The 20,684-nt window shown below is 61.6% G+C and carries 19 protein-coding genes and 1 pseudogene; 11 read left to right on the forward strand and 9 right to left on the reverse strand.

Going from position 1 to position 20,684, the window contains the following annotated elements; genetic code table 11:
* Positions 1-4 precede the first annotated feature (4 nt).
* Together HX898_RS18125 and HX898_RS18130 are read right to left on the reverse strand one after the other, a co-directional pair.
* Positions 5-730, reverse strand: a complete 726-nt coding sequence (locus HX898_RS18125) for a glutathione S-transferase (RefSeq protein ID WP_180195310.1) — start codon at positions 728-730, stop codon at positions 5-7.
* A gap of 5 nt (positions 731-735) precedes the next feature.
* Positions 736-1,038 (reverse strand): DUF3175 domain-containing protein, encoded by a 303-nt coding sequence (locus tag HX898_RS18130; protein ID WP_180195311.1) that lies wholly within the window; start codon positions 1,036-1,038, stop codon positions 736-738.
* Between the two features lie 218 nt (positions 1,039-1,256).
* On the opposite strand from HX898_RS18130, the gene HX898_RS18135 reads away from it, so the two are divergent.
* The gene (locus tag HX898_RS18135) at positions 1,257-1,652 is read left to right on the forward strand and encodes a hypothetical protein (RefSeq protein WP_180195312.1); all 396 of its coding nucleotides are present in this window, start codon (positions 1,257-1,259) and stop codon (positions 1,650-1,652) included.
* 31 nt (positions 1,653-1,683) lie between these two features.
* Here the strand turns inward: HX898_RS18135 and HX898_RS18140 are convergent, their stop codons facing one another.
* The 4 genes and pseudogenes from HX898_RS18140 to HX898_RS18155 all read right to left on the reverse strand — a co-directional run.
* Entirely contained in the window at positions 1,684-4,401 is a 2,718-nt protein-coding gene (locus HX898_RS18140) for a response regulator (protein WP_180195313.1), read from the reverse strand.
* Between the two features lie 174 nt (positions 4,402-4,575).
* Positions 4,576-4,749, reverse strand: coding sequence for a hypothetical protein (locus HX898_RS18145; protein WP_018071066.1), 174 nt, complete (start codon positions 4,747-4,749; stop codon positions 4,576-4,578).
* Positions 4,750-5,065: 316 nt separating this feature from the next.
* A complete protein-coding gene (locus HX898_RS18150) occupies positions 5,066-5,320 on the reverse strand; it encodes a DUF2934 domain-containing protein (protein WP_138331323.1) in 255 nt (84 codons plus the stop codon).
* Between the two features lie 142 nt (positions 5,321-5,462).
* Positions 5,463-5,747: pseudogene (locus HX898_RS18155) on the reverse strand (uracil-DNA glycosylase family protein); the annotation flags it as partial.
* 272 nt (positions 5,748-6,019) lie between these two features.
* Here HX898_RS18155 and HX898_RS18160 point away from each other — a divergent pair.
* The 3 genes from HX898_RS18160 (at position 6,020) to HX898_RS18170 (ending at position 9,492) form a co-directional block, all read left to right on the forward strand.
* Entirely contained in the window at positions 6,020-7,483 is a 1,464-nt protein-coding gene (locus HX898_RS18160; protein WP_180195390.1) for a phosphatidylserine/phosphatidylglycerophosphate/cardiolipin synthase family protein, read from the forward strand.
* A gap of 92 nt (positions 7,484-7,575) precedes the next feature.
* The gene (locus HX898_RS18165; protein WP_171598053.1) at positions 7,576-8,391 is read left to right on the forward strand and encodes an endonuclease/exonuclease/phosphatase family protein; all 816 of its coding nucleotides are present in this window, start codon (positions 7,576-7,578) and stop codon (positions 8,389-8,391) included.
* Positions 8,392-8,601: 210 nt separating this feature from the next.
* Positions 8,602-9,492, forward strand: a complete 891-nt coding sequence (locus HX898_RS18170; RefSeq protein ID WP_180195314.1) for a LysR substrate-binding domain-containing protein — start codon at positions 8,602-8,604, stop codon at positions 9,490-9,492.
* Positions 9,493-9,596: 104 nt separating this feature from the next.
* Here the strand turns inward: HX898_RS18170 and HX898_RS18175 are convergent, their stop codons facing one another.
* Together HX898_RS18175 and HX898_RS18180 are read right to left on the reverse strand one after the other, a co-directional pair.
* Complete coding sequence (locus tag HX898_RS18175; RefSeq protein ID WP_180195315.1) at positions 9,597-11,222, reverse strand: carboxylesterase family protein; 1,626 nt, start codon at positions 11,220-11,222, stop codon at positions 9,597-9,599.
* 368 nt (positions 11,223-11,590) lie between these two features.
* Positions 11,591-11,869: a hypothetical protein gene (locus HX898_RS18180; RefSeq protein ID WP_180195316.1), complete on the reverse strand. Its 279-nt coding sequence runs from the start codon at positions 11,867-11,869 to the stop codon at positions 11,591-11,593.
* Positions 11,870-12,222: 353 nt separating this feature from the next.
* Between HX898_RS18180 and HX898_RS18185 the strand changes: the two genes are divergently transcribed.
* From HX898_RS18185 to pepT, 7 genes are all read left to right on the forward strand, one after another.
* Positions 12,223-12,945 carry a FadR/GntR family transcriptional regulator gene (locus HX898_RS18185; RefSeq protein WP_171598049.1) on the forward strand — a complete coding sequence of 241 codons (723 nt, stop codon included), beginning with the start codon at positions 12,223-12,225 and terminating at the stop codon, positions 12,943-12,945.
* Entirely contained in the window at positions 12,942-14,132 is a 1,191-nt protein-coding gene (locus tag HX898_RS18190; protein WP_180195317.1) for a PLP-dependent transferase, read from the forward strand. Before HX898_RS18185 ends, HX898_RS18190 begins: the two co-directional genes overlap by 4 nt.
* 17 nt (positions 14,133-14,149) lie before the next feature.
* Positions 14,150-15,409: a sugar ABC transporter substrate-binding protein gene (locus HX898_RS18195; RefSeq protein ID WP_003547731.1), complete on the forward strand. Its 1,260-nt coding sequence runs from the start codon at positions 14,150-14,152 to the stop codon at positions 15,407-15,409.
* Positions 15,410-15,505: 96 nt separating this feature from the next.
* On the forward strand, positions 15,506-16,441 hold the full coding sequence (locus HX898_RS18200) for a sugar ABC transporter permease (protein ID WP_011655107.1): 936 nt from the start codon (positions 15,506-15,508) through the stop codon (positions 16,439-16,441).
* Positions 16,442-16,445: 4 nt separating this feature from the next.
* Positions 16,446-17,276: a carbohydrate ABC transporter permease gene (locus tag HX898_RS18205; protein ID WP_027665653.1), complete on the forward strand. Its 831-nt coding sequence runs from the start codon at positions 16,446-16,448 to the stop codon at positions 17,274-17,276.
* A gap of 4 nt (positions 17,277-17,280) precedes the next feature.
* Entirely contained in the window at positions 17,281-18,339 is a 1,059-nt protein-coding gene (gene ugpC / locus HX898_RS18210; protein ID WP_138331329.1) for a sn-glycerol-3-phosphate ABC transporter ATP-binding protein UgpC, read from the forward strand.
* Positions 18,340-18,486: 147 nt separating this feature from the next.
* Positions 18,487-19,719 carry a peptidase T gene (gene pepT, locus HX898_RS18215; RefSeq protein ID WP_180195318.1) on the forward strand — a complete coding sequence of 411 codons (1,233 nt, stop codon included), beginning with the start codon at positions 18,487-18,489 and terminating at the stop codon, positions 19,717-19,719.
* Between the two features lie 94 nt (positions 19,720-19,813).
* Here pepT and HX898_RS18220 read toward each other — a convergent pair whose 3' ends face one another.
* Entirely contained in the window at positions 19,814-20,650 is an 837-nt protein-coding gene (locus HX898_RS18220) for a cell wall hydrolase (protein ID WP_180195319.1), read from the reverse strand.
* Positions 20,651-20,684 lie beyond the last annotated feature (34 nt).

The following is a 20,684-nucleotide window of genomic DNA, read 5'->3' on the forward strand; positions in this document are numbered from 1 at the left end:
TAATTTAGCCCGCACCGTCGAGCTCAGGATAGTGCCTGAAAATCCCTTCCTCGTTGAAGGCGAGGCGGCGGTTGGAGGCGAGATAGCGGGCGATGTTCGGACGTTTCGCCACCGCATCATGCAGCGCCAGCAGGGCGGGATATTCCGCTTTGCTGTTCGTCATGGCCTTCGGAAAGGCATAGGTCAGACCGGCGACCACCTGGAAGAGCGAGAGGTCGACATAGGTGAGCGCATCGCCGACCATATGGTTGGCGCCTTTCGGGTTCTGCCGCAGCACCCGCTCGAAATAGCCGAGGAATTTTGGAATGCGGTCGCGAATGAAAGCGGCCGAGCGGGCTTTTGCCTCTGGCTTCTGGTCCTCATAGTAGAGCGACATATCGATCGGGTGGTGCGTATCGTGCGCTTCGGCGACGAAATCGGTGACGGTCAGTTGCAGGCCGTTGACGACATGGCGAAGGCCTTCATCCTTAGGCGCAAGGCCGAGCTTCGGACCGAGATAAAACAGGATGTTGGCGACATGCGGGATAATGAGGTCGCCGTCCTTCAGGAAGGGTGGGGCAAAGGGAATGTGCGGTTCGCTTTCACTCTCCATGATGTCGATCATGGCACCGGTCCCGCGCCCGGGCTGCCGGGTCACGTCGATATAGTCGGCGCCGGCTTCTTCCAGCGCCAACCGCACAAATTCGCCGCGGCCTTGAATGCCGTCCCAATAATAAAGTTCGTATGCCATAGCGCTCAATCTTTCGGTTGACGACCGAAGTCTTTTCGCAGTTCGTCCTTGGCCTTTTCAAGGGCGCCACGCCGCTTTTTCGTCAGCTGTTCGCCGGCGCGATCGATGTAGAAGGTCAGCATCGACATGGCGGCGCGATAAGGGCTCGACTTGCGGCGATCGCTCTCCTCGGCAGAGTGCTTGACGGAGCGGGCAATCTTCTTCGGATCGTCCGATTTGAACACGCCTTCCTTCAGGTCCATCGCATCACTGTGTTCGGTACTGTGTTCGGTGACGTCCTGCGACCATTTCTTCTTCGATTTGGCCATGTCGAAAATCCTTTTACCGGATGCGGTCGGCGGCAAGCCACCGGCTGTCGATCCTTGGTTGGCGGTCGGTTTGCAAAGGGATTGAACCGGTACGGAGCCCAAAAGTTCCGGCCGCGGGCATGGCTTGCAAGCCCCGGATTCGGGAACAAAAGCCGATTTTATCAGGTTTCCGATGGGAAAGCCTGCACACGGGCCGCACATAAGAAGGAGCCGAGAACATGGAAAAACACATCGTCAAAGCCGATGGAAACGGCGCGATCGACGTGAACGGCCAGGTATCGCCGGTCACCTATACCGTCAGCCTCAAGCAAGGGAAGGGGCGTTCCTACGAGGTCGACATCCGCCTGATGGCGCCGCGTGACTGGCTGTTGCAGAGGGGCTTTGAGCGGGATGCCGTGCTGGTCAGTCAGAGCGGCGCGCGCATTCCCGTCTATCACGATGGCGGCAGTCGTCACGATGGCGGCAGCCACCACGATGGCGGCAGCCACCACGATGATGGCCGGCTCGATCCTGCCGACACGCTCTCGATCGAACTGACGGCGCGCGACGACAGCTGCACCAGCGAGGTGGATCTGATGCGCAAATATCCCGAGTTCGACGGCGCCGACGCATAAAGCAGAAGTTACAGCAAAGAACAGAGATACTCTAGGCGCCAGGCCGCTGCTGGACGGCATTCTTGACCGCCTGGTCGAGCGCCGTGCTGCTGAAGGGTTTCGACAGCAGCACAGAGCCTGGGAGACGGTTTGCATCCGGCAGGCTGCTGTTGCCGGTGGCAAAGACCAGGCCGACCGACGGAAAGGCCTCGCGGGCCTTGGCGGCAAAGACCTGGCCCGACATGCCGGGCAGGCCGACATCGGCGACGATGATGTCGACAATGGTGTGTCCGAGGATTTCCACGCCCCTTTCGCCACTATCAGCTTCGATGACGTCATAGCCGAGATCCTGCAGAATCTCAGCAGTATCCATACGGATGAAGGCGTCGTCTTCCACGAGCAGCAGCTTCAGCTTTTCACGGGCGATCTCGGGATGTTTGGGAACGGCCACTGCGACATTGCTGGCCCCCTGGCGGCGTTGCGTCCTGATAGTAAGCACGTGGCGGATCTTGCGGGCGAGTTCCTCGCGCGTATAGGGCTTGGAGAGCAGTTCGAGGCCGGGATCGAGTCTGCCGCCATGGACGATCGAATTTTCGGTATAGCCCGATGTGTAGAGCACGGCGATGTCAGGCAGACGCTCGCGCGCCATGCGCGCAAGCTCCGGGCTCCGCAACGGCCCAGGCATGACGACATCGGTAAAGAGCAGATCGATATGGGCGCCGCTTTCGATCACGGTGAGTGCGCTTTGCGCATCCTTGGCCTTCAACACGTAGTAGCCGAGATCTGACAGCATCTCGACGACGGTGACGCGCACGCCCTCATCGTCCTCGGCGACAAGGATGGTTTCCGTGCCCCCGGCTGCGGGTACGCTGTCGGCGGCCGTGACGCGATCCTCGCTCCGGAACGAGCGGGTCAGGTAGAGCTTGACGGTCGTGCCTTCGCCGATCTCGCTGTAGATCTTCACGTGGCCGCCGGATTGCTTGACGAAGCCATAGACCATCGACAGGCCAAGACCGGTGCCCTTGCCTTCCGGTTTCGTCGAGAAAAAGGGCTCGAAGGCCTGCTCCATCACCTCCTGCGTCATGCCGGAGCCGGTATCGCTCACGGCGAGCACGACATATTGGCCGGCGGTGACTTCAGGATGGGTGCGGCTGTAGGAATCGTCGAGAAAGGCGTTACCGACCTCGATCGTCAGCTTGCCGGCGCCATCCATTGCGTCGCGGGAGTTGATCGCAAGGTTGAGCAGTGCGTTCTCGATCTGGGTCGGATCGGCGAAGGTGTTCCAAAGGCCGCCGGAGACCATGGTCTCGACTTCGATCTCCTCGCCGAGCGCGCGGCGCAGCATGTCGTCCATACCGGTGACGAGACGGCCGATGTTGACGACCTTCGGTTCCAGCGGCTGGCGGCGGCCGAAGGCGAGCAACTGGCTTGCCAGCCGCGAGCCGCGTTCGACGGCGGCAAGCGCGTTGGAAATGCGTTCCTTGCCCCGGCCGTTATCAGTCACGTCCTTGCCGAGAAGCTGCAGATTGCCTGAGATCACCTGCAGCAGATTGTTGAAGTCATGGGCAACGCCGCCGGTGAGCTTGCCGATCGATTCCATCTTCTGCGACTGCTGCAGTGCGGCTTCGGCCTGCTGGCGTTCGGCGATCTCGGCGGCGACGCGGACCTCGAGCATTTCGTTGAGTTTCCGCAGCTGATCTTCCATGTCGCGGCGCTGGTCGATTTCGACTTTGGCAGCACGGAAGAGCCGGATATTGTCGATCGCGACGGCCGATTGACCGGCGAGGCTGACGAGGCTTGCCTCGGCCGCTTGGGAGAAACGGCCGGGCTGGCCGTGGCCGAAGAACAAACCGCCGATGACGCTTCCGTCGCGGGATTTCACCGGCACGGCAAGATAGCTCCTGACCGGCAGATGCCCCTTCGGCATGCCTGAGTGCGGCATATTCTGCCCGTAGCGCGGGTCGAGCAGGATGTCGTCGGAGCGCACGATGCCTTCGCCGTCGAAGGTCGGCGCGAAGACCTTGGTATTGCGCGGCATCGGGAATTTCTCGAAGTTCTTCCGATCGACACCGGAGAGCGCATAGAGCATGTAGCTGCCGCCCTCGCCATCGTCGACATTGTAGAAGAAGGCGCCGAATTCGGCGCCGGTCAGCGTCACGCCGGCATCGACGACAATCTGGGTGAGGCGTTCGACGCTGGGCTCGGCGGTGACCGCGGCACCCGCCCGGTTGACGACCGCAAGCGCCTCCGATTTCGCGCGCAATTCTTCCAGCGCCGTCTGTTCGCCGCGCTTGGCCGACACCTGGTCGCTGACATCAAGGGCCGCGCAGAGGATGCCGGCGACCTTGCCGTCATCGTCGCGCAGCGGCGTGTAGGAGAAGGTGAACCAGGTGTCCTCGGTGCGGCCGTCGCGGCGCATCGGAATGAGCAGCTCTTTGAAGAGCTGTGAACTGCCTTCCAGCGTGCTGGCGACGATCGGCGAAAACTGTTCCCAGATATCCGCCCAGACCTCGCGGAAGGGTCTTCCGAGTGCGTCGGGATGGCGCTGCGGGAAAACAGGCACGTAGGCGTCATTGTAGAGAAAAGCGAGCTCCGGACCCCAGGCGACGAATTTGGGCTGGCGGGAATTCAACACCATTTCGGCGATATGCTTGAGAGACGCAGGCCAGCTTTCGACCGGACCGAGACCAACGGCGTGGAAAGCCGGATGCCGTAACAATTCGCCGATTTCGCCGCCGCCTCTCGGCCAGCCGTTCCCGACGCTTCCCATTCAAAATCGCTTCCTTGTCGTCCGCGCACCGGTGTAGTTGGCCACCTCGGGGGTCAGCCCTTCCAAACCGTCAACATAGAGGCTTCCGATAGGAGGGAAAGGGCGCGGTCGAAATATCCTTAACTGCCGGGCGTTCCACACTTTTAGCAGTCAGCGGACGGCGCCTGCAGGCTGTTATTTTCGATAGAGTTTCTGCGATGCGGCGAAGGCGCGGCCGATGTAGACGGAGACCAGTTGCACCGGTGCGCGCGGATCGCGGAAAACCAGCCCGACGAGATTGTCGACGACAAGAATGAACCCGAGCGCGAGACCGAGGTAGAGTAGCGCGGCGATGATGAGGAGCGACATCTCCATCCCTCACACGATCGCAGTCGACACGTGGTTGCTGGCTAAAAAGAGGATTTCGGTATGACCGTCGTTCATGGCAACTTCCTCGTCCCGCCATAAACAGTCATCGTATCTTCTTGTTCCCCGTTATCGGGGCAAGGCTCAACTTTTTTTGGAAGCCTCAAAGCTTGCAGCGTCATCCGGCCTCTGTTCACCCCCGCATGGAAGCCCACCCCTGCAATTCAATATCGCACAACCAATTCAGGCATATGACAAAAAAGGATCAAGGGCGTCGAGCCGACGCCCTTTTTAATCGAGATGCTCAGTCTTCTAGTGTTCAGGACGCGGTCTTGCGGCTCGCGGTGCGCTTCGGCGCCGGCGTGACCACGCCATTCGTCTTGGCGCCCGTCGCAGTGCGCTTCGCCTTGGGCTTGACCTCTTTGCCGTTGGGAGACGCAGCCGAGCCCTCGAGCGCGTCGCGCTCGTGTCGTGCCTGTTCCCAATGGATGGAATCTCGCCCTGTCGGATAACCCTCTTCTTCCCAAAGGGTGTATGCACGTTTTTTGATCCACTCTTCCCGAGTTTCTGCCATCGCTGATCTCCAGTCACATGATGCCGTCGTTCGAACGCGATACTCTTCGGATGGTTCCAGAGGAGGGGAGCTCTTTCAAGCGAAATCGCGCCGCAACCGGAAATATTTCGCATCGCAGCATATTAGGGTTGAGAATCGGCACTCATGCGGGCCGAAACGCCGCCGCCTTGTGCAGATCTGAGACGAAATCCCGGTGCTGCCGGCGCTGCTCCGCCTCGTCGCGGATGCGCAAGAGATAGGAGGGGTGGATGGTGACCAGGATAGGCGGACGGTTTGCCGGATAGAGGATATGGCGGCGCTCCGGCGTCAGCTTCGCCCTCGGCCCGACCAGCGCATAAAGCGCGCTTGCGTCGAGCGTCACGACGAGCTTCGGCCGCAGGATGTTGAGCTCGGCGCCGAGCCATCAGGCACAACGCCTGATCTCGCCGGGCATCCGCCACTTCGAGCGCCAAGGCCGGACCGACGTTTGCGGCTATGTTCATGATGGCGATCCTCAGTCTCCTCGGGATCAATCGATCCGTGCCGGCATTGTTCCCGCAATGGAATGGGCAGCGCGCTTTCAATTGGGCAGGAGGGGGATAGCTTTTGGCGCATTCGCGCGGTCCCGGGCCGGCAAAATGGTCACGGCGAAAAAATTCGCGTCATGGGAGAGCGGCGGCGCGATTGAACGCCGGCGTTTCGCGGCTATATTCGCCAGCGATGTTCTATCTCCTGTCGACCTACTGGCCGCATATCCTCTTTGTCGTCTCGATCGCCATGGGGGCCGCGGCGGCGATCCATGCCGCCATGACCAAGGAGGAGGTGCGCGCCGCGATCGGCTGGGTCGGCGTTATCATTCTGTCTCCAATCATCGGCGCGGTGCTCTATGCGATTGCCGGCATCAACCGCATCCGCCGCAAATCGTTGAGCGTCCGCCGCGACGCGCTGCTGCTCGCGGCCGAATTCGACGAGTTGGAGACCTTCGACGCCGAGGCCGAGACGGTGATCAGCCAGTTCGGCCGCCGCTTCGCGGCGCTGCAGACGCTGGGCGACCGGGTGACGCGCAATCCGCTGACCTCAGGCAATACGATCGATGTGCTGGAAACCGGCGACGAGGCCTATGCGGCGATGAAGACGAGCATCGACGAGGCGACGCGCAGCATCCTGCTCGAAACATATATCTTCGACCGCGACGCTGTCGGCCTTCGCATCGCCGATGCGCTGATTGCGGCGGTCAGACGTGGTGTGGAGGTCCGGGTGCTGATCGACGCGGTCGGTGCGCGCTATTCGGTGCCGAGCATTCTCGGCCATTTGAGGGAAGGCGGCGTCACCGTTGCCGTCTTCAACGGCAACGTCATCATGGGCTTGCGGCTGCCCTATGCCAATCTGCGCACCCACCGCAAGATCCTGATCGTCGACGGGAAAATTGCGCTGACGGGCGGAATGAACATCAGGGCGGGCTTCAGCGAGGAGGCAACAGGCGAGAGCTTTGCCCACGACACGCATTTCAGCGTCACCGGCCCTGTCGTGGCCGACCTTTTCGACCTCGCCGCCGAAGACTGGCGCTTCTCCACGCAGGAGTTGTTGAACGACGAGCCCTGGCGCATCGAACCGCCGCAGCGCAGCCCCGGCGATCCCATCCTGATGCGCGTCGTCGCCTCCGGCCCGGACCGCAGCGTCGAGACCAACCATAAGATGCTGATGGGCGCCTTTTCCGTGGCGCGCCAATCGATCCGCATCATGTCGCCCTATTTCCTGCCGGACCGTGAACTCATCAGCGCCCTGGTGACGGCGGCGCGGCGCGGCGTCGAAGTCGATATCGTCGTGCCTGCGGTCAACAACCTCGTGCTGGTCGACCGGGCGATGACGGCGCAATTCGACCAGATCCTCAAGAACTACTGCCGCATCTGGCGCTCCACCGGCAGCTTCAGCCATTCGAAGCTGCTGACGATCGACGGCACCTGGGCCTATGTCGGCTCCTCCAATCTCGACCCGCGCTCGCTGCGGCTGAATTTCGAGGTCGATCTCGAAGTGCTGAACGAGGGCTTCGCCGCCGAGATCGACGAGCATATCGAGGAAACCCTGAAAACGGCGACGCCGGTGACGCTTGAGGGGCTGCAGGCGCGACCCTTCGCGGTGCGGCTGCTCGAGAAGGTGCTATGGCTAGGGTCGCCCTATCTCTGACGGATTTTTTGTGATCGGACGTGGCAAGTTCGGCTTGCCTGCCTATACTGCTGTGACAAGCTTTTCGATCAACGGAACAAGTGCGCCTGCCGATGCACGCCAGAAAAGACAGCCTTCCCGCCAGCATTCTCGCCTCGATCAGGAGCAGGAAAAAGCGGCTCGACGCGGCCTATACGGAGACAAGGCCGCGCAGCGCCGGAACGCTGATCGCCTCCTACAACGTGCACAAGTGCATCGGCACCGACCGCCGCTTCGATCCGGAGCGCACCAGCCGCGTCATCCATGAAATCGGCGCCGACGTGATCGCGCTGCAGGAGGCCGACACGCGCTTTGGCGAGCGCACCGGCATTCTCGATCTCGGGCGGCTGGAGCGGGAGACGGGGCTGATCGCGGTGCCGGTTGCCGGCATGGCGAAGGCGCATGGCTGGCACGGCAATGTCGTGCTCTTCAAGAAGGGGCTGGTGCATGACGTGCATCAGGTCAAGCTGCCGGGGCTGGAGCCGCGCGGCGCGCTCGTTGCCGAGATCGAACTCGAGAAGGGCGGGGTGCTGCGCATCATCGCCGCGCATTTCGGATTGCTGCGCCATAGCAGAGCCCAGCAGGCCCGCATGCTGGTCGAACTGATCAATAACAGGCACGAGATGCCGACCATCCTGCTGGGGGACCTCAACGAATGGCGGCTCGGCGACCGTTCTTCGCTCAACACCTTCCAATCCGCCTTCGGACCGCTGCCGCCCGCCGTCCCGAGTTTCCCTGCCGGCCTGCCGCTTCTGGCGCTCGACCGGATCATCGCCAACCGCAAGGGGATCATTTCGGAGGTGGAAGCGCATGACACGCCATTGGCGCGCATCGCCTCCGACCACCTGCCGATCAAGGCGCTGATCGATCTGGAACCGGTGCCGGGCTGATGTCATGGCGACAATGGGTGCTGTCGTCGTCGTCACTTCGGCCGGCGCTTTCACCTGGCCATGGCTGAAACGTCACCAGCCGGATGACGTTCAATATGATCTCGAATATCCGCCTGCGCATCGATATCTCTCCTTCGCGATCATTTGCCGCCTCTTGCCTCCCGCCTTCAAACGAGCTTATCGTCGGCCTCGAATGACTTGAGGTTATGGATGAAGCGCGGACGCCTGCCATTGACGGCTTTGCGGAGTTTCGAGGTCGCCGGCCGTCTCGAGAGCTTCACGCTGGCGGCGCAGGAGCTGTTCATCTCGCAGGCGGCGGTCAGCCGGCAGATCCGCGAGCTGGAGACGTTGCTGGGCGAAGCCCTCTTCGAGCGCCGCCATCGCGGCGTCCACCTGACCGCCTCGGGCAACAAGCTGCTGGCGATCCTGACGTCATCCTTCGACCGGATCGACGAATGCCTGGAAGAAATCCGCAGCCGGCCGGCAACGGCAGCGGTGACGATCAGCGCGGAACCCTCCTTCGCGGCCTGCTGGCTGGTTCCCCGCCTGCCGGAATTTCGCGAGAGGCATCCCGACATCGAGGTGACGATCGACTCCGATCCGCGCCTCGTCGAGTTCCGCAGCGGCCAGGCCGAGATCGCCATCCGCCACAGCGCGGTCGCGATCGCCTGGCCAAGGGCCGAGAGCGAGCATCTCGCCGATGTCAGGATGATTGCGGTCGCAGCGCCTGTCTTGCTCACGACGGGGCCGGCGATCGAGCGGCCGGAGGACATTCTGCGCCACACGCTGCTGCATGAGGAAAACCGGGACGTGTGGTCGCGCTGGTTCGAGGCGGCTGAGGTCACTATGCCGGAGACGGCGCGGGGACCGATCTATGCCGATGGCGGCCTGGTGATGCAGGCGGTCCTGCGCGGGCAGGGCATAGCGCTGATGGACGAGATCTTCGCCGCGGATGAGATCGAGACGGGTCGGCTGCTTCGGCTCTTCGATCTTGCCATTCCTCACGGCGCCTATTGGCTCGTTGCGCGGAGTTTCAAACGGCTCGGCCCACCTGCCTCGCTCTTCGTCCGCTGGATCGGACCTCGGATTGGGGGATCTTGAAGGCGGCAGATGTTGGCGAAGAATAGACGCCTTTGCCGCGAGGCAGGCCGGCGCCGGCCGGGTCGATATCAGCCGGCGCCGTATGTCCAATCCCGCAATTGGCGCTAGAGAGCGCCTGCAGCCTGCAGCAGCTTGCGATCGAGATCGACCGCCACGCGGGGCTCCTTGTCGAGGACCATGGTCGCTGGTTTGTCGGTTGTATAGGCCGGCCAGTCGGGCAAGCCCTCGGCGCTCGGCTTGCCGTTGCGCGCGAAGTTGACCCAGGCCTGGCTCACCTTCCTGGAAAGCGCCAGCGCGTCGTTGCCACCGCCGGTCGATGTCTTGACCAAGGCGGCGTTTGCAAACACGTAGGGCAGTTCCGCACAATGCCAGGCCATGGCAATCCCATCCAGGACCGGTGACTCGTAGGCAAACATGTAGGAGTAGACCGGAGCCCCGTTCTGCTTTGCCTTCAGGTCGAGATCACGGATGGCTCCCGGCCGGAAGCGCAGATCGAGGAAATAGGCGTCGGCGATCTTTTTCTCGGGGTAGGCGGCCATGAATGCCTTGCCGACCGCGTCGGCCTTGTCGGCGAAGCGCTCCTTCAGCTTGGCCTGAGACTTGTCTTCGTCCCAGTTGTTCTTGTTGTCGGCAAAAAGCTCGCCCGCCTTGTGACTGATCACCGTCTCGAACTCGTTGAGGGTGTTCCCGACCATCAGGGGAATGTCCTTGGCCTGGTCGACCCACTCTGTCCCGACAGGGTTCGCGGGAATGTAGTCGCCGTCCTGAACAGGTGCGTAGCGGGCGTCCTTCGCACCCTTGGCGGTCGCGTCTTTGACGGCTTTGTCGGCTGCGGCAAGGAGATCGTAGTAGTCGATGTCGGCAAGCTTGTCGATTTCCTCAGCCTTGAGACCGAGGTTGGCAAGCGTCAGTTCGGCCACCTTCCGCGAAGATGCCTGATCGACGACGGAATCGGTCCGGGAGCCGCTCTGGACGATGGCCTTCTGGAAGAGGCCCTTGGCTGACGGCGTCCCCATCAGGGCGCGCACCTTGTAGCCGCCGCCGGACTGGCCGAAAATCGTCACGTTGCCGGGATCGCCGCCAAAGGCCTCGGCATTGTCGTGGACCCATTTCAGCGCAGCAACGAGATCGGTGACGCTGGCATTGCCCGACCGTTTGTATTTCTCTCCGTAGGCGGAAAGATCGAGGAAGCCGAGCACGTTGAGCCGGTGGTTGAGGGTGACGACGACGACATCGCCGTCCTTGCTCAGATTATGGCCGTCATACGAGGTCAGCTCGATGCCGGAGCCATTGGTGAAGCCGCCCCCATGGATCCAAACCATAATCGGCCGCTTCTTTCCGTCCTTGATCGCTGGCGCCCAGATGTTCAGAAACTGGCAGGCTTCGCTCATCGGCAGATAGCGGTGCGGATTGAAGAGTTCGTCGCCGGCCACTTCCTTCATGCGGGGGATGAAGCAGTTCTCACCATAGGTGACTGCGGGACGGATGCCTTTCCAAGGCGCGACCTCTTCCGCCGGCATGAAGCGGTCGGCATGTGCATAGGGGACGCCAAGATAGCTGTAGATGCCATCGTCGAGTGCGCCGACGAGACTGCCCTTTTTAGTTTCGACGACCGTCTTGCTCTGCGAAGCAACAAACTCTTCGGCGAGAACGGGTGCGCCGGCAATGGAAGCTGTCATCGCCGCCAGCGCAGATATCAAAGCGCAATAATATAGGAACGTCCTTTTCATCAACTGATCCTCTTGTCGTTGATTTCGAGTTTTCAAAAGCCCGACGGCCGCCATCCCCGGCCGTCGGTGACTAACTAGGTCGGCGCCGACAATTGTCAGGCCACAGTCAGATGGTTTGCTGGAGAGAGGATCACACCGGCGGGTTGGACGGGTCTTCTTGCCGACCGGCCTCCAGCCAGGAGATCGGACGCCGCGCGGGCCGCTTCTGCGCGCTTTGGTCTTGCCGGACGTGGAGCGTCTTGAGCGTGCCTGGTGTATCACCACTCGGTGCCCGAGTGGTGGCGATTGGCTATCCGCACAGGTGATCACACGGCGAGATAAACGGAAATCTCGCCGATTGCCAGGATCGCGCTAGCGTCCGCCACTTGTCAGAAAGATGACGAAGGGACCACGCCGATCGTTGGGACGGGTGGTTTGTGCTCCGGCATCTTGTTTCCTTGCTCGTCGCCGGCGCTCAGTGCCTCGCGCACCTCATCCTCCTCCCAACCCGCCTCGATGGCGGAAGCCACGAGCGTTTCGATTTTCTCTGTTTCCGAGTTGTGCGAAGTCTCATCGAGGTGGCGTCTGGCAGTCTCGAGACACTGACGAAGGTTCGACGCGCGGCTGGCGTCGTTACGGTCGTAGCTTGGCGATGCGACGTAGGTCATTTGAAAGCTCCCTGCTGATCGAGAGGAACACCTGAAGAGAGAGCCGGTTCCACGGCGTGTCTGCAGTAAGCGCCACCGGGTGCCGCCTCGGGGACTGACGGCATCTACTGGCGCTGGTGCGCCTGCATCTGCGGCTCCGGATATCAAAGAGACTTTGACCACGGCGCCGTCCGGCAGGCCAACCACATCGCGTGTCGAGGTATTTTCGAGACCGTTTCGAAGGTGCAAAGGGAATTGTGGAGCGGCGGGCCAACCTACGAACAAACACCCCTTGACGTCTTTCGCTCTTTGATAAATGCTAAGATGTCAGACCAATCCTAGAGGCTGACTGCCTGATAAGAAAATGGGGAACCATGAAGGCAAATAGTAGCGACAGGCCAGTGATCCGGCCGCTTCCGGTCATGGACCGCGCGCGTCAGGTGACCGATGCGCTGGCGGATTATGTCGAGGAGGCACGGTTGAAGGCGGGCGATCGGCTCCCGGCCGAGCGCGAGCTGATGGCGGCCCTTGCAGTCGGCCGCTCGACCATCCGCGAGGCGATCCGCCACTTCCAGGCGCTCGGCGTCATCGAAACGCGCAAGGGCAGCGGCACTTATCTGCTGAAACCGGTTTCCAGAGCGACGATCCACATGCCGCTGTCGTTCGACACGGTTCACCTGCGCGACGTGCTGCTGCAGACGCTGGAGGTTCGCCGTGGCATCGAATGCGAGGCAGGCATGGTCGCGGCGCGGCGGCGCACGAGCACGGACCTCGTCGTCATCGAGGAAAAGCTGAACGCGATGGAGCGTGTGCACTTGGAGAAGGGCACCTCCGGGCCGGAGGATCTGGCCTTCCATCTCGCCGTCTACGACGCCACCCACAATCCGCTGTTTCGCCAGCTTCTCGAGCAGATGCGCGAGACCTTTGAGCGCTTCTGGGAGCATCCGTTCGACCGGCAGGATTTCGCGCGCCGGTCCTTTCCCTTTCACCGCACCCTTTTCGACGCGATCGCTGCCGGGGATCCCGAGGCGGCGCGCGCCGAAACATTGAAAATTCTCGATATCGTCGAGGAAGACATCAAGGAAATGTCCAAATGAGCAACGGCGCAGAATCGTTCGATCTTGCTTCCCTCATCACCGCGCATGACGAAGGCAACTTCGCCGACGCCGTCGTGCCGCCGATTTTCCAGACGTCGCTTTTCACCTTTTCCGATTATGACGACATGATCGCCTCCTATCGCGGCGAGAAGGTGCGGCCGATCTATACACGCGGCCTGAACCCGACGGTGCGTGCCTTCGAGGAAATTCTCGCCAAGCTCGAAGGTGCGGAGGATGCGCTGGGCTTTGCCAGCGGCATGGCGGCGATCTCGTCGGCGGTGCTGAGCTTCGTCGAGCCGGGCGACCGCATCGTTGCCGTCAAACATGTCTATCCCGATGCCTTCCGGCTGTTCGGCACCATCCTGAAGCGGATGAAGATCGAGGTGACCTATGTCGACGGGCGCGACGAGGAAGCGGTCGCCCAGGCGCTGCCCGGCGCCAAACTGTTCTACATGGAAAGCCCGACGAGCTGGGTGATGGAGGCGCATGACGTCGGCGCGCTCGCAGCACTCGCCAGACAACATGGCGCCGTCTCGATGATCGACAACAGCTGGGCGAGCCCGTTCTTCCAGCGGCCGCTGACGCTCGGCGTCGACCTCGTCATTCATTCGGCCTCGAAATATCTCGGTGGCCACAGCGATGTGGTGGCGGGCGTCATCGCCGGCTCGAAGGCGATGATTGCGCGCGTCAAGGCAGAGGCCTATCCTTATCTCGGCGGCAAGCTTTCGCCGTTCGACGCCTGGCTCCTGATCCGCGGGTTGCGCACGCTGCCGCTGCGCATGCGGGCCCACGAGGCATCCGCTCTCGAAATCGCCAGGCGCCTGCAGAAGCTCGACGTGGTGGAGGCAGTCTGCCATCCGGGGCTCGCCAACCGTCTGCCCACCGGGCTCAACGGCACCTCGGGTCTGTTTTCCTTCATATTCCGCGAAGGCGTCGATATCCGCGCCTTCGCCGATCACCTCAAGCTCTTCAAACTGGGCGTAAGCTGGGGTGGACATGAAAGCCTGATCGTACCGGGCGAGGTGGTGCTTCAGCAGAAGGCACAGCCGAATTCCGCACATGCCTTCGGCATCCATGCGCGATCCGTACGTCTCCATGTCGGCCTCGAAGGAACCGAGGCTCTGTGGAGAGACATCGAGGAGGCGCTCGCCGCCGCCTCACAATCCCGAAACCCGAGAGAAACCTAATAAGGGGGAACTGAGCCATGAAAAAACTGATAATCTCGACGCTCTTTGCTTCGATGATGGCGGGTACGGCCTTTGCCGATACGACGCTCAAGCTCGTCGAAGTCATCACCAGCCCGGAGCGTACCGAAACGCTGAAATCGATCGTCGGCAAATTCGAAGCCGCCAATCCCGGCACCAAGGTCGACATCATCTCGCTGCCCTGGAACGAAGCGTTCCAGAAGTTCGCGACCATGGTGTCGGCCGGCGACGTGCCCGATGTGATGGAAATGCCCGATACCTGGCTGTCGCTCTATGCCAATAACGGCATGCTCGAGAGCCTGGAGCCCTACCTTGAAAAGTGGGAGCACACCAAGGAACTGACGCCGCGCGCACTCGAACTCGGCCGCGACGTCAAGAACACCGCCTATATGCTGCCCTACGGCTTCTATCTCAGGGCGATGTTCTACAACAAGAAGCTGCTTGCCGAAGCTGGCGTCGCCGCGCCGCCGAAGACGATGGAAGAATTCACCGCCGCTTCGGAGAAGGTTTCCAAACTGTCCGGCAAATATGGCTACTGCATGCGCGGCGGAGCGGGCGGCCTCAATGGCTGGATGATCTTTGCCGCCTCGATGGCCGGCTCGAACAAATACTTCAACGACGACGGCACCTCAACGATGAACAGCCCCGGCTGGGCCAAGGGCATCGAATGGATGGTCGATCTCTACAAGAAGGGCTATGCGCCGAAGGACAGCGTCAACTGGGGCTTCAACGAAGTCGTCGCCGGCTTCTATTCCGGCACCTGCGCATTCCTCGATCAGGATCCGGATGCGCTGATCGCCATCGCCGAACGCATGAAGAAGGAGGATTTCGGCGTCATGCCGCTGCCGAAGGGGCCTGACGGCAAGTCCTTCCCGACGATCGGCTATGGCGGATGGTCGATGTTCACGACCAGCGGCAACAAGGACCTCTCCTGGAAGCTGATCGCCACCCTCGAAGGGCCAGAAGGCAATATCGAGTGGAACAAGCGCATCGGTGCCCTGCCGGCCTATACGGCGGCCGAGAAGGATCCCTTCTATGCCGGTGACCAGTTCAAGGGCTGGTTCGAGGAACTGGCGGACCCGAACACGGTACCAACGGTCATGCCGACCTACCTCGAGGAGTTCGCCTTCTTCAAGGATTCGCTGGCGATCAAGACCTCGCAGCAGGCATTGCTCGGCGATATCTCGGCGAAGGATCTGGCCGACCAGTGGGCCGAATACCTCACCAAGGCGCAGCAGAAGTTCCTCGCCAAGAAATAAGCGACGGATCGACGGCGGCGGCCTCGGAACAGGCCGCCGCCGCTTTTTTGATGACACAGACGGCGCCTGAACGCCGCGAATGGGAACTTCTGGCTGATGACCATTTCCGCCGATACGCTCGACATGCGTCGCGACCGCAGGCCATGGCTGCGTCGCGTTGCCGATGCTTCGGAGCCCTATCTCTACAGCGCGCCGTCGCTGATCCTGATCATTGCGGTGATGCTGGTGCCGTTGACGGTGGGGATTTCCTACGCCTTCCGCGATATCCAGCTGCTCAATCCGTTTTCCGGCGGCTTCATCGGGCTCGATCATTTCCGCGAGCTTGCCGGCGATGCCGCCTTCTACGGGGCGCTGCGGAACACGCTGTGGTGGACGGGCGCCTCCGTCGTCCTGCAATTCGTCTTCGGGCTGATCCTGGCGCTGCTGCTCGACAAGCCCTTTAAGGGCAGGGCAATCGCGCAGGCGCTGGTCTTCCTGCCCTGGGCGGTGCCGTCCTTTCTCGCCGGCCTCAACTGGGCCTGGCTGTTCAATCCCGTCATCGGGCCGATCCCGCACTGGCTCTTCGCGCTCGGGCTGATGCATGAGCCGGGCAATATCCTCTCCGATCCCAATTATGCGATGTGGGGACCGATCGTCGCCAATGTCTGGTGGGGCATTCCCTTCTTCGCCATCACGCTGCTTGCGGCGCTGCAGGCGATCCCGCGCGATCTCTATGAGGCGGCATCGATCGACGGCGCCGGCTGGTTCCAGCGCTTCCGCTCAATCACCCTGCCGTTTCTGGCGCCGACGATCGCCATCACCGTGCTGCTGCGCACCGTGTGGATTTCCAATTTCGCCGATCTCATCGTCGTCATGACCAACGGCGGGCCGGCGGACCGGACGCAGATCGTCGCCAGTTACATCTTCACGACAGCCTTCAGGCGGCTCGATTTCGGTTATGCGTCGGCGATCGCGCTGGTGCTGCTCGTACTGCTGCTTGCCTATTCGATGCTGATCATCCTGCTCCGGCAGACGTTGCTGAACAAGGATTGAGATCATGAGACGATCCGTCATTCCCACCATCGCACACCGTCTGGCGATCCTCTGCTACATCGCCTTCGCGCTCTTTCCGCTGTTCTGGCTGCTCAAGGTGTCGGTGACGCCGAACGACCTGCTCTATAGCGAAGGGGTGCGCATGTGGCCGTCGCGCACGACATGGGATCATTATGCTTTCGTGCTGCGGCACAGCGCCTTTCCGACTTTCTTCAAGAACAGCCTGATCGTCTCGGCCTCGACGGCCGTCACCGTGACGATCTGCGCCTCGCTGTCCGGCTACGCGCTGTCGCGCTTCAATTTCCGGGCAAAGTACTGGATCGTCGCCCTGATGCTGCTGACCCAGATGTTCCCGCTGGTCATGCTGGTGGCGCCGATCTTCAAGATCCTGTCGCCGCTGCATCTGACCAACAGCCTGACCGGGCTCGTCATCGTCTACACTGCCTTCAACGTGCCTTTCGCCACCTTCCTGATGCAGTCCTTCTTCGACGGCATCCCGAGGGATCTCGAAGAGGCGGCGAAGATCGACGGGGCGACGCAGTTCACGGCGTTTCGCCAGATCATCCTGCCGCTGACGCTGCCGGGGATCGCCGCCACACTCGGTTTCGTCTTCACCGCCGCCTGGAGCGAACTGCTCTTCGCGCTGATGCTGATCAACGGCAATGACGCGGCGACCTTCCCCGTCGGCCTTCTCACTTTTGTTTCGAAATTCTCGGTGGATTTCGGGCAGATGATGGCGGCGGGCGTCATGGCGCTCATTCCGGCCGGCCTCTTCTTCCTGCTCATCCAGCGCTATCTCGTCCAGGGCCTGACGGCCGGCGCGGTCAAGGGTTAAACAAATGGCATCGATCGATATCCAGAATATCCGCAAAGCCTATGGCCATGTGCAGGTGCTGCACGGCGTCAACCTGGAAATCCAGGACGGCGAATTCGTCGTGCTCGTCGGCCCGTCCGGCTGCGGCAAGTCCACGCTGCTGCGGATGATCGCCGGGTTGGAGGAGGTCACATCAGGCGAGATACGCATCGCCGGCAATAGGGTAAACGAGTTGCATCCCAAGGATCGCGACATCGCCATGGTGTTCCAATCCTATGCGCTTTACCCGCATATGAACGTCGCCGGCAATATGAGCTACAGCCTCAGGCTGCGGAAGGTGGCGAAGGAGAAAATCACCAGTGCGGTGGCTGCAGCCGCCGCCAAACTCGGCCTCGATCCGCTGCTCGAACGCAGGCCGAAGGCGCTTTCCGGCGGCCAGCGCCAGCGCGTCGCCATGGGCCGCGCCATCGTGCGCCAGCCCAAGGCCTTCCTGTTCGACGAACCGCTGTCCAACCTTGATGCGCGCCTGCGCGAACAGATGCGCGCCGAAATCAAGAAACTGCATGGCGACCTGAAGGCGACCTCGATCTACGTGACCCACGATCAGATCGAGGCAATGACGCTGGCGGACCGGATCGTCGCCATGCATGGCGGGGTGGTCCAGCAGGTCGGCAGTCCCCTGGAACTCTACGACCACCCCGCCAATCTCTTCGTTGCCGGCTTCATCGGCTCGCCGGGGATGAATTTCCTCGAGGCCACCTATGATGCCGGCGGCGTGAAGCTGAAGGACGGCACGATCGTGCCGCTTGCAAAGCCTTTGCCGCTTGTCGACGGAGCAAAGGTGACGCTCGGCATCCGGCCGGAGCATGTGCTGATGAGCGATGGCGGGGCGGGGCTTGCAGCGGATGTGGAACTCGTCGAACCGACAGGCTTCGGCATCATCCTGCACCTTGCCCTGCATGGCCTGCCGTTTAAGATCTTCACGCTGAACCGCGAAGCGCTGAAGGCAGGTCCGAAGGTCAATGTGGCCTTCCCGGCCCAATATCTGCATGTCTTTGACGGCGAAGGAAAACGCGCCGACTGAGTGGTTGAGGTAGGTTGCTCGCTGCCGCGGTGGTGGCTGAGAGACGGATTGAATGGCGAAACCCTCACGTGCTGCGAGCGGAAAAATCTTTTGCCGCATCGCCCAGGAGGGCTATATCGTGCGTGTGATCTTGCTGGATTGGATGCCATGACCGACACTGTTCTCGACCGCTTTCTCCGTTATGTCGTTATCGACACGCAGTCCGACCCTGCTTCGTCGACGCAGCCGACCACGGCCAAGCAGAAGGATCTCGGCCGGGTTCTGGTCGACGAACTGCTGAAGATCGGTCTGGCGGACGCGCATCTCGATGAACACGGCTATGTCTATGCGACCATTCCGACCAATAGCGACAAGACGGTGCCGGTCATCTGTTTCTGCTCGCACATGGATACGGCGCCCGATTTCAGCGGCACCGATGTCAAACCGCAGATCGTCAGGAACTACGCGGGCGGTGATATCAAGCTTGCCGGCGACACGGGCCGGGCGATCCGCGTCAGCGATCATCCCGAACTGCAAAACCAGATCGGCAACGATATCGTCACGACCGATGGAACGACATTGCTCGGCGCCGACGACAAGGCCGGACTGGCCGAAATCATGACCGCGGCTGCGATGCTCATCGGCAATCCAGATATCAGGCACGGGACGATCAAGATCCTGTTCACGCCCGACGAGGAAGTCGGGCGCGGCGTCAACAAGGTCGACCTGAAGAAACTCGGTGCCGACTTCGCCTATACGATGGACGGCGAGACGGCCGGCCATATCGAGGATGAGACCTTCTCGGCCGACGGCGTGGAGATCAGCATATCAGGTGTGGCAATCCATCCCGGTTTCGCCAAGGACCGCATGGAAAACGCCATCAAGATCGCCGGCGCCATCATCGACCGGCTGCCGAGGGATGCTGCCCCCGAGACCACGGAAGGCCGGCAGGGCTTCATCCATCCGACCGGCGTGATCGGCTCGATGGAAAAGGCGTCGCTGAGCTTCATCATCCGTGACTTCACCGACAAGGGGCTGACGGAAAAGGAGACGATGCTCGAAGCCATCGTCAAGGACGTGATGGCTGGCTATCCCGGCTCGACCTATCGCTTCGAGGTGAAGGAGCAGTACCGCAACATGAAGGTGGTGCTCGATCGACACCCGGAGATCGTCGAGAATGCGATCGAGGCGGTGCGCCGGGCCGGCATGACGCCAGTGCGCGGCAGCATCCGCGGCGGCACGGATGGCTCGCGCCTTTCCTTCATGGGACTGCCGTGCCCGAATATTTTCGCTGGCGGCCATGCCTTCCACTCGCCGCTCGAATGGGTGAGCCGGCAGGATATGGAAAAGGCCGTCAAAACGATTGTGGAACTGGCGAGAGTCTGGGAAGAGCGCGCCTAAGGCAAGTCCAGCAAAAGTGCGCGGCGGTTTTGCGTCCGAAATTGCGCAGAAACAAAAACGCGCTTCCACCTAACTCTCAAACCGGAAGGGCGGTTTAACCGCCGTTCGCCGGAAGACTTTCACGCAGCATCACGCTGTCATAGGCGGGCCGGGGCGTCGGGATCGCGATGGGCATTCCCGGCTCGGGCTCGACCGATGTTACCGGCAATGTTTCCGGCGCGGTCACCGGCGCCGTTATCCGCATCTGCCCCGTGCTCGCCGTAGCCATGGGGTCCGGAGCCGGCAGAGGAACGGGAACCGCCGAGGGTATCAATGCCTCGAATTGCGGTGGCAGCATGCTTTCGCCGGGCACATAGTTCATCGCCACCTCGTAAGAGGGCAGCGGCGGCGGCGTTTGAAGCATGCCGTTGGAGTCGCGCTTCTCGTAGAAGGCGTTGCCGCCGGCAACCGTCACATAATGCATGTTGTCGTAGGGGAATTTCAGCCCATCGGTGTGGAAGAACATCGCGTCCTTCACCGCAGGATGGCGTGCGCCTTTAACAAGGATTGCATCGGCCGCGCTGGCAAGCTCGGTTTCTGCCTGCGGCTTGACTTCACGCGTCATCACGCCGGGCGCGAACTGCCTTTTCTGGGCCACCACGCCGCAGATCGATGTGGGATAGGCGCCGGAGGTGAGCCTGTTCATGACAACGGTCCCGACAGCCATGTAGCCGTCCTCGTCCGAATGCAGCGATTCGAAATACATGGCGCGCTGCAGGCAGTCGCGGTCTTTGGCCGTATAATTGAACGTGACTTTCGCCGCTTGGCCCTGCTTCGTCTTGGTGTTCGCCGCCGTTGCCGCCGGTTTCGATGTCGTTGTGCAGCTTGCAGCTGCCAGTCCTACGAACAAAATCCCGATCAGGGATTTTCCAAAGGAAATCTCCGCCCTCAACGCCAGGTGCCTCCTATGGGATTAGTCCAGCCCT

It is taken from the genome of Rhizobium sp. WYCCWR 11128 (assembly GCF_013416305.1).
GTDB classification, from domain to species: Bacteria; Pseudomonadota; Alphaproteobacteria; order Rhizobiales; family Rhizobiaceae; genus Rhizobium; species Rhizobium indicum.

Coding starts and splice junctions, on each gene's coding strand:
- HX898_RS18125 (WP_180195310.1), bottom strand. CDS start 730: ATGGCATACGAACTTTATTATTGGGACGGCATTCAAGGCCGCGGCGAA.
- HX898_RS18130 (WP_180195311.1), bottom strand. CDS start 1,038: ATGGCCAAATCGAAGAAGAAATGGTCGCAGGACGTCACCGAACACAGT.
- HX898_RS18135 (WP_180195312.1), top strand. CDS start 1,257: ATGGAAAAACACATCGTCAAAGCCGATGGAAACGGCGCGATCGACGTG.
- HX898_RS18140 (WP_180195313.1), bottom strand. CDS start 4,401: ATGGGAAGCGTCGGGAACGGCTGGCCGAGAGGCGGCGGCGAAATCGGC.
- HX898_RS18145 (WP_018071066.1), bottom strand. CDS start 4,749: ATGTCGCTCCTCATCATCGCCGCGCTACTCTACCTCGGTCTCGCGCTC.
- HX898_RS18150 (WP_138331323.1), bottom strand. CDS start 5,320: ATGGCAGAAACTCGGGAAGAGTGGATCAAAAAACGTGCATACACCCTT.
- HX898_RS18160 (WP_180195390.1), top strand. CDS start 6,020: ATGTTCTATCTCCTGTCGACCTACTGGCCGCATATCCTCTTTGTCGTC.
- HX898_RS18165 (WP_171598053.1), top strand. CDS start 7,576: ATGCACGCCAGAAAAGACAGCCTTCCCGCCAGCATTCTCGCCTCGATC.
- HX898_RS18170 (WP_180195314.1), top strand. CDS start 8,602: ATGAAGCGCGGACGCCTGCCATTGACGGCTTTGCGGAGTTTCGAGGTC.
- HX898_RS18175 (WP_180195315.1), bottom strand. CDS start 11,222: ATGAAAAGGACGTTCCTATATTATTGCGCTTTGATATCTGCGCTGGCG.
- HX898_RS18180 (WP_180195316.1), bottom strand. CDS start 11,869: ATGACCTACGTCGCATCGCCAAGCTACGACCGTAACGACGCCAGCCGC.
- HX898_RS18185 (WP_171598049.1), top strand. CDS start 12,223: ATGAAGGCAAATAGTAGCGACAGGCCAGTGATCCGGCCGCTTCCGGTC.
- HX898_RS18190 (WP_180195317.1), top strand. CDS start 12,942: ATGAGCAACGGCGCAGAATCGTTCGATCTTGCTTCCCTCATCACCGCG.
- HX898_RS18195 (WP_003547731.1), top strand. CDS start 14,150: ATGAAAAAACTGATAATCTCGACGCTCTTTGCTTCGATGATGGCGGGT.
- HX898_RS18200 (WP_011655107.1), top strand. CDS start 15,506: ATGACCATTTCCGCCGATACGCTCGACATGCGTCGCGACCGCAGGCCA.
- HX898_RS18205 (WP_027665653.1), top strand. CDS start 16,446: ATGAGACGATCCGTCATTCCCACCATCGCACACCGTCTGGCGATCCTC.
- ugpC (WP_138331329.1), top strand. CDS start 17,281: ATGGCATCGATCGATATCCAGAATATCCGCAAAGCCTATGGCCATGTG.
- pepT (WP_180195318.1), top strand. CDS start 18,487: ATGACCGACACTGTTCTCGACCGCTTTCTCCGTTATGTCGTTATCGAC.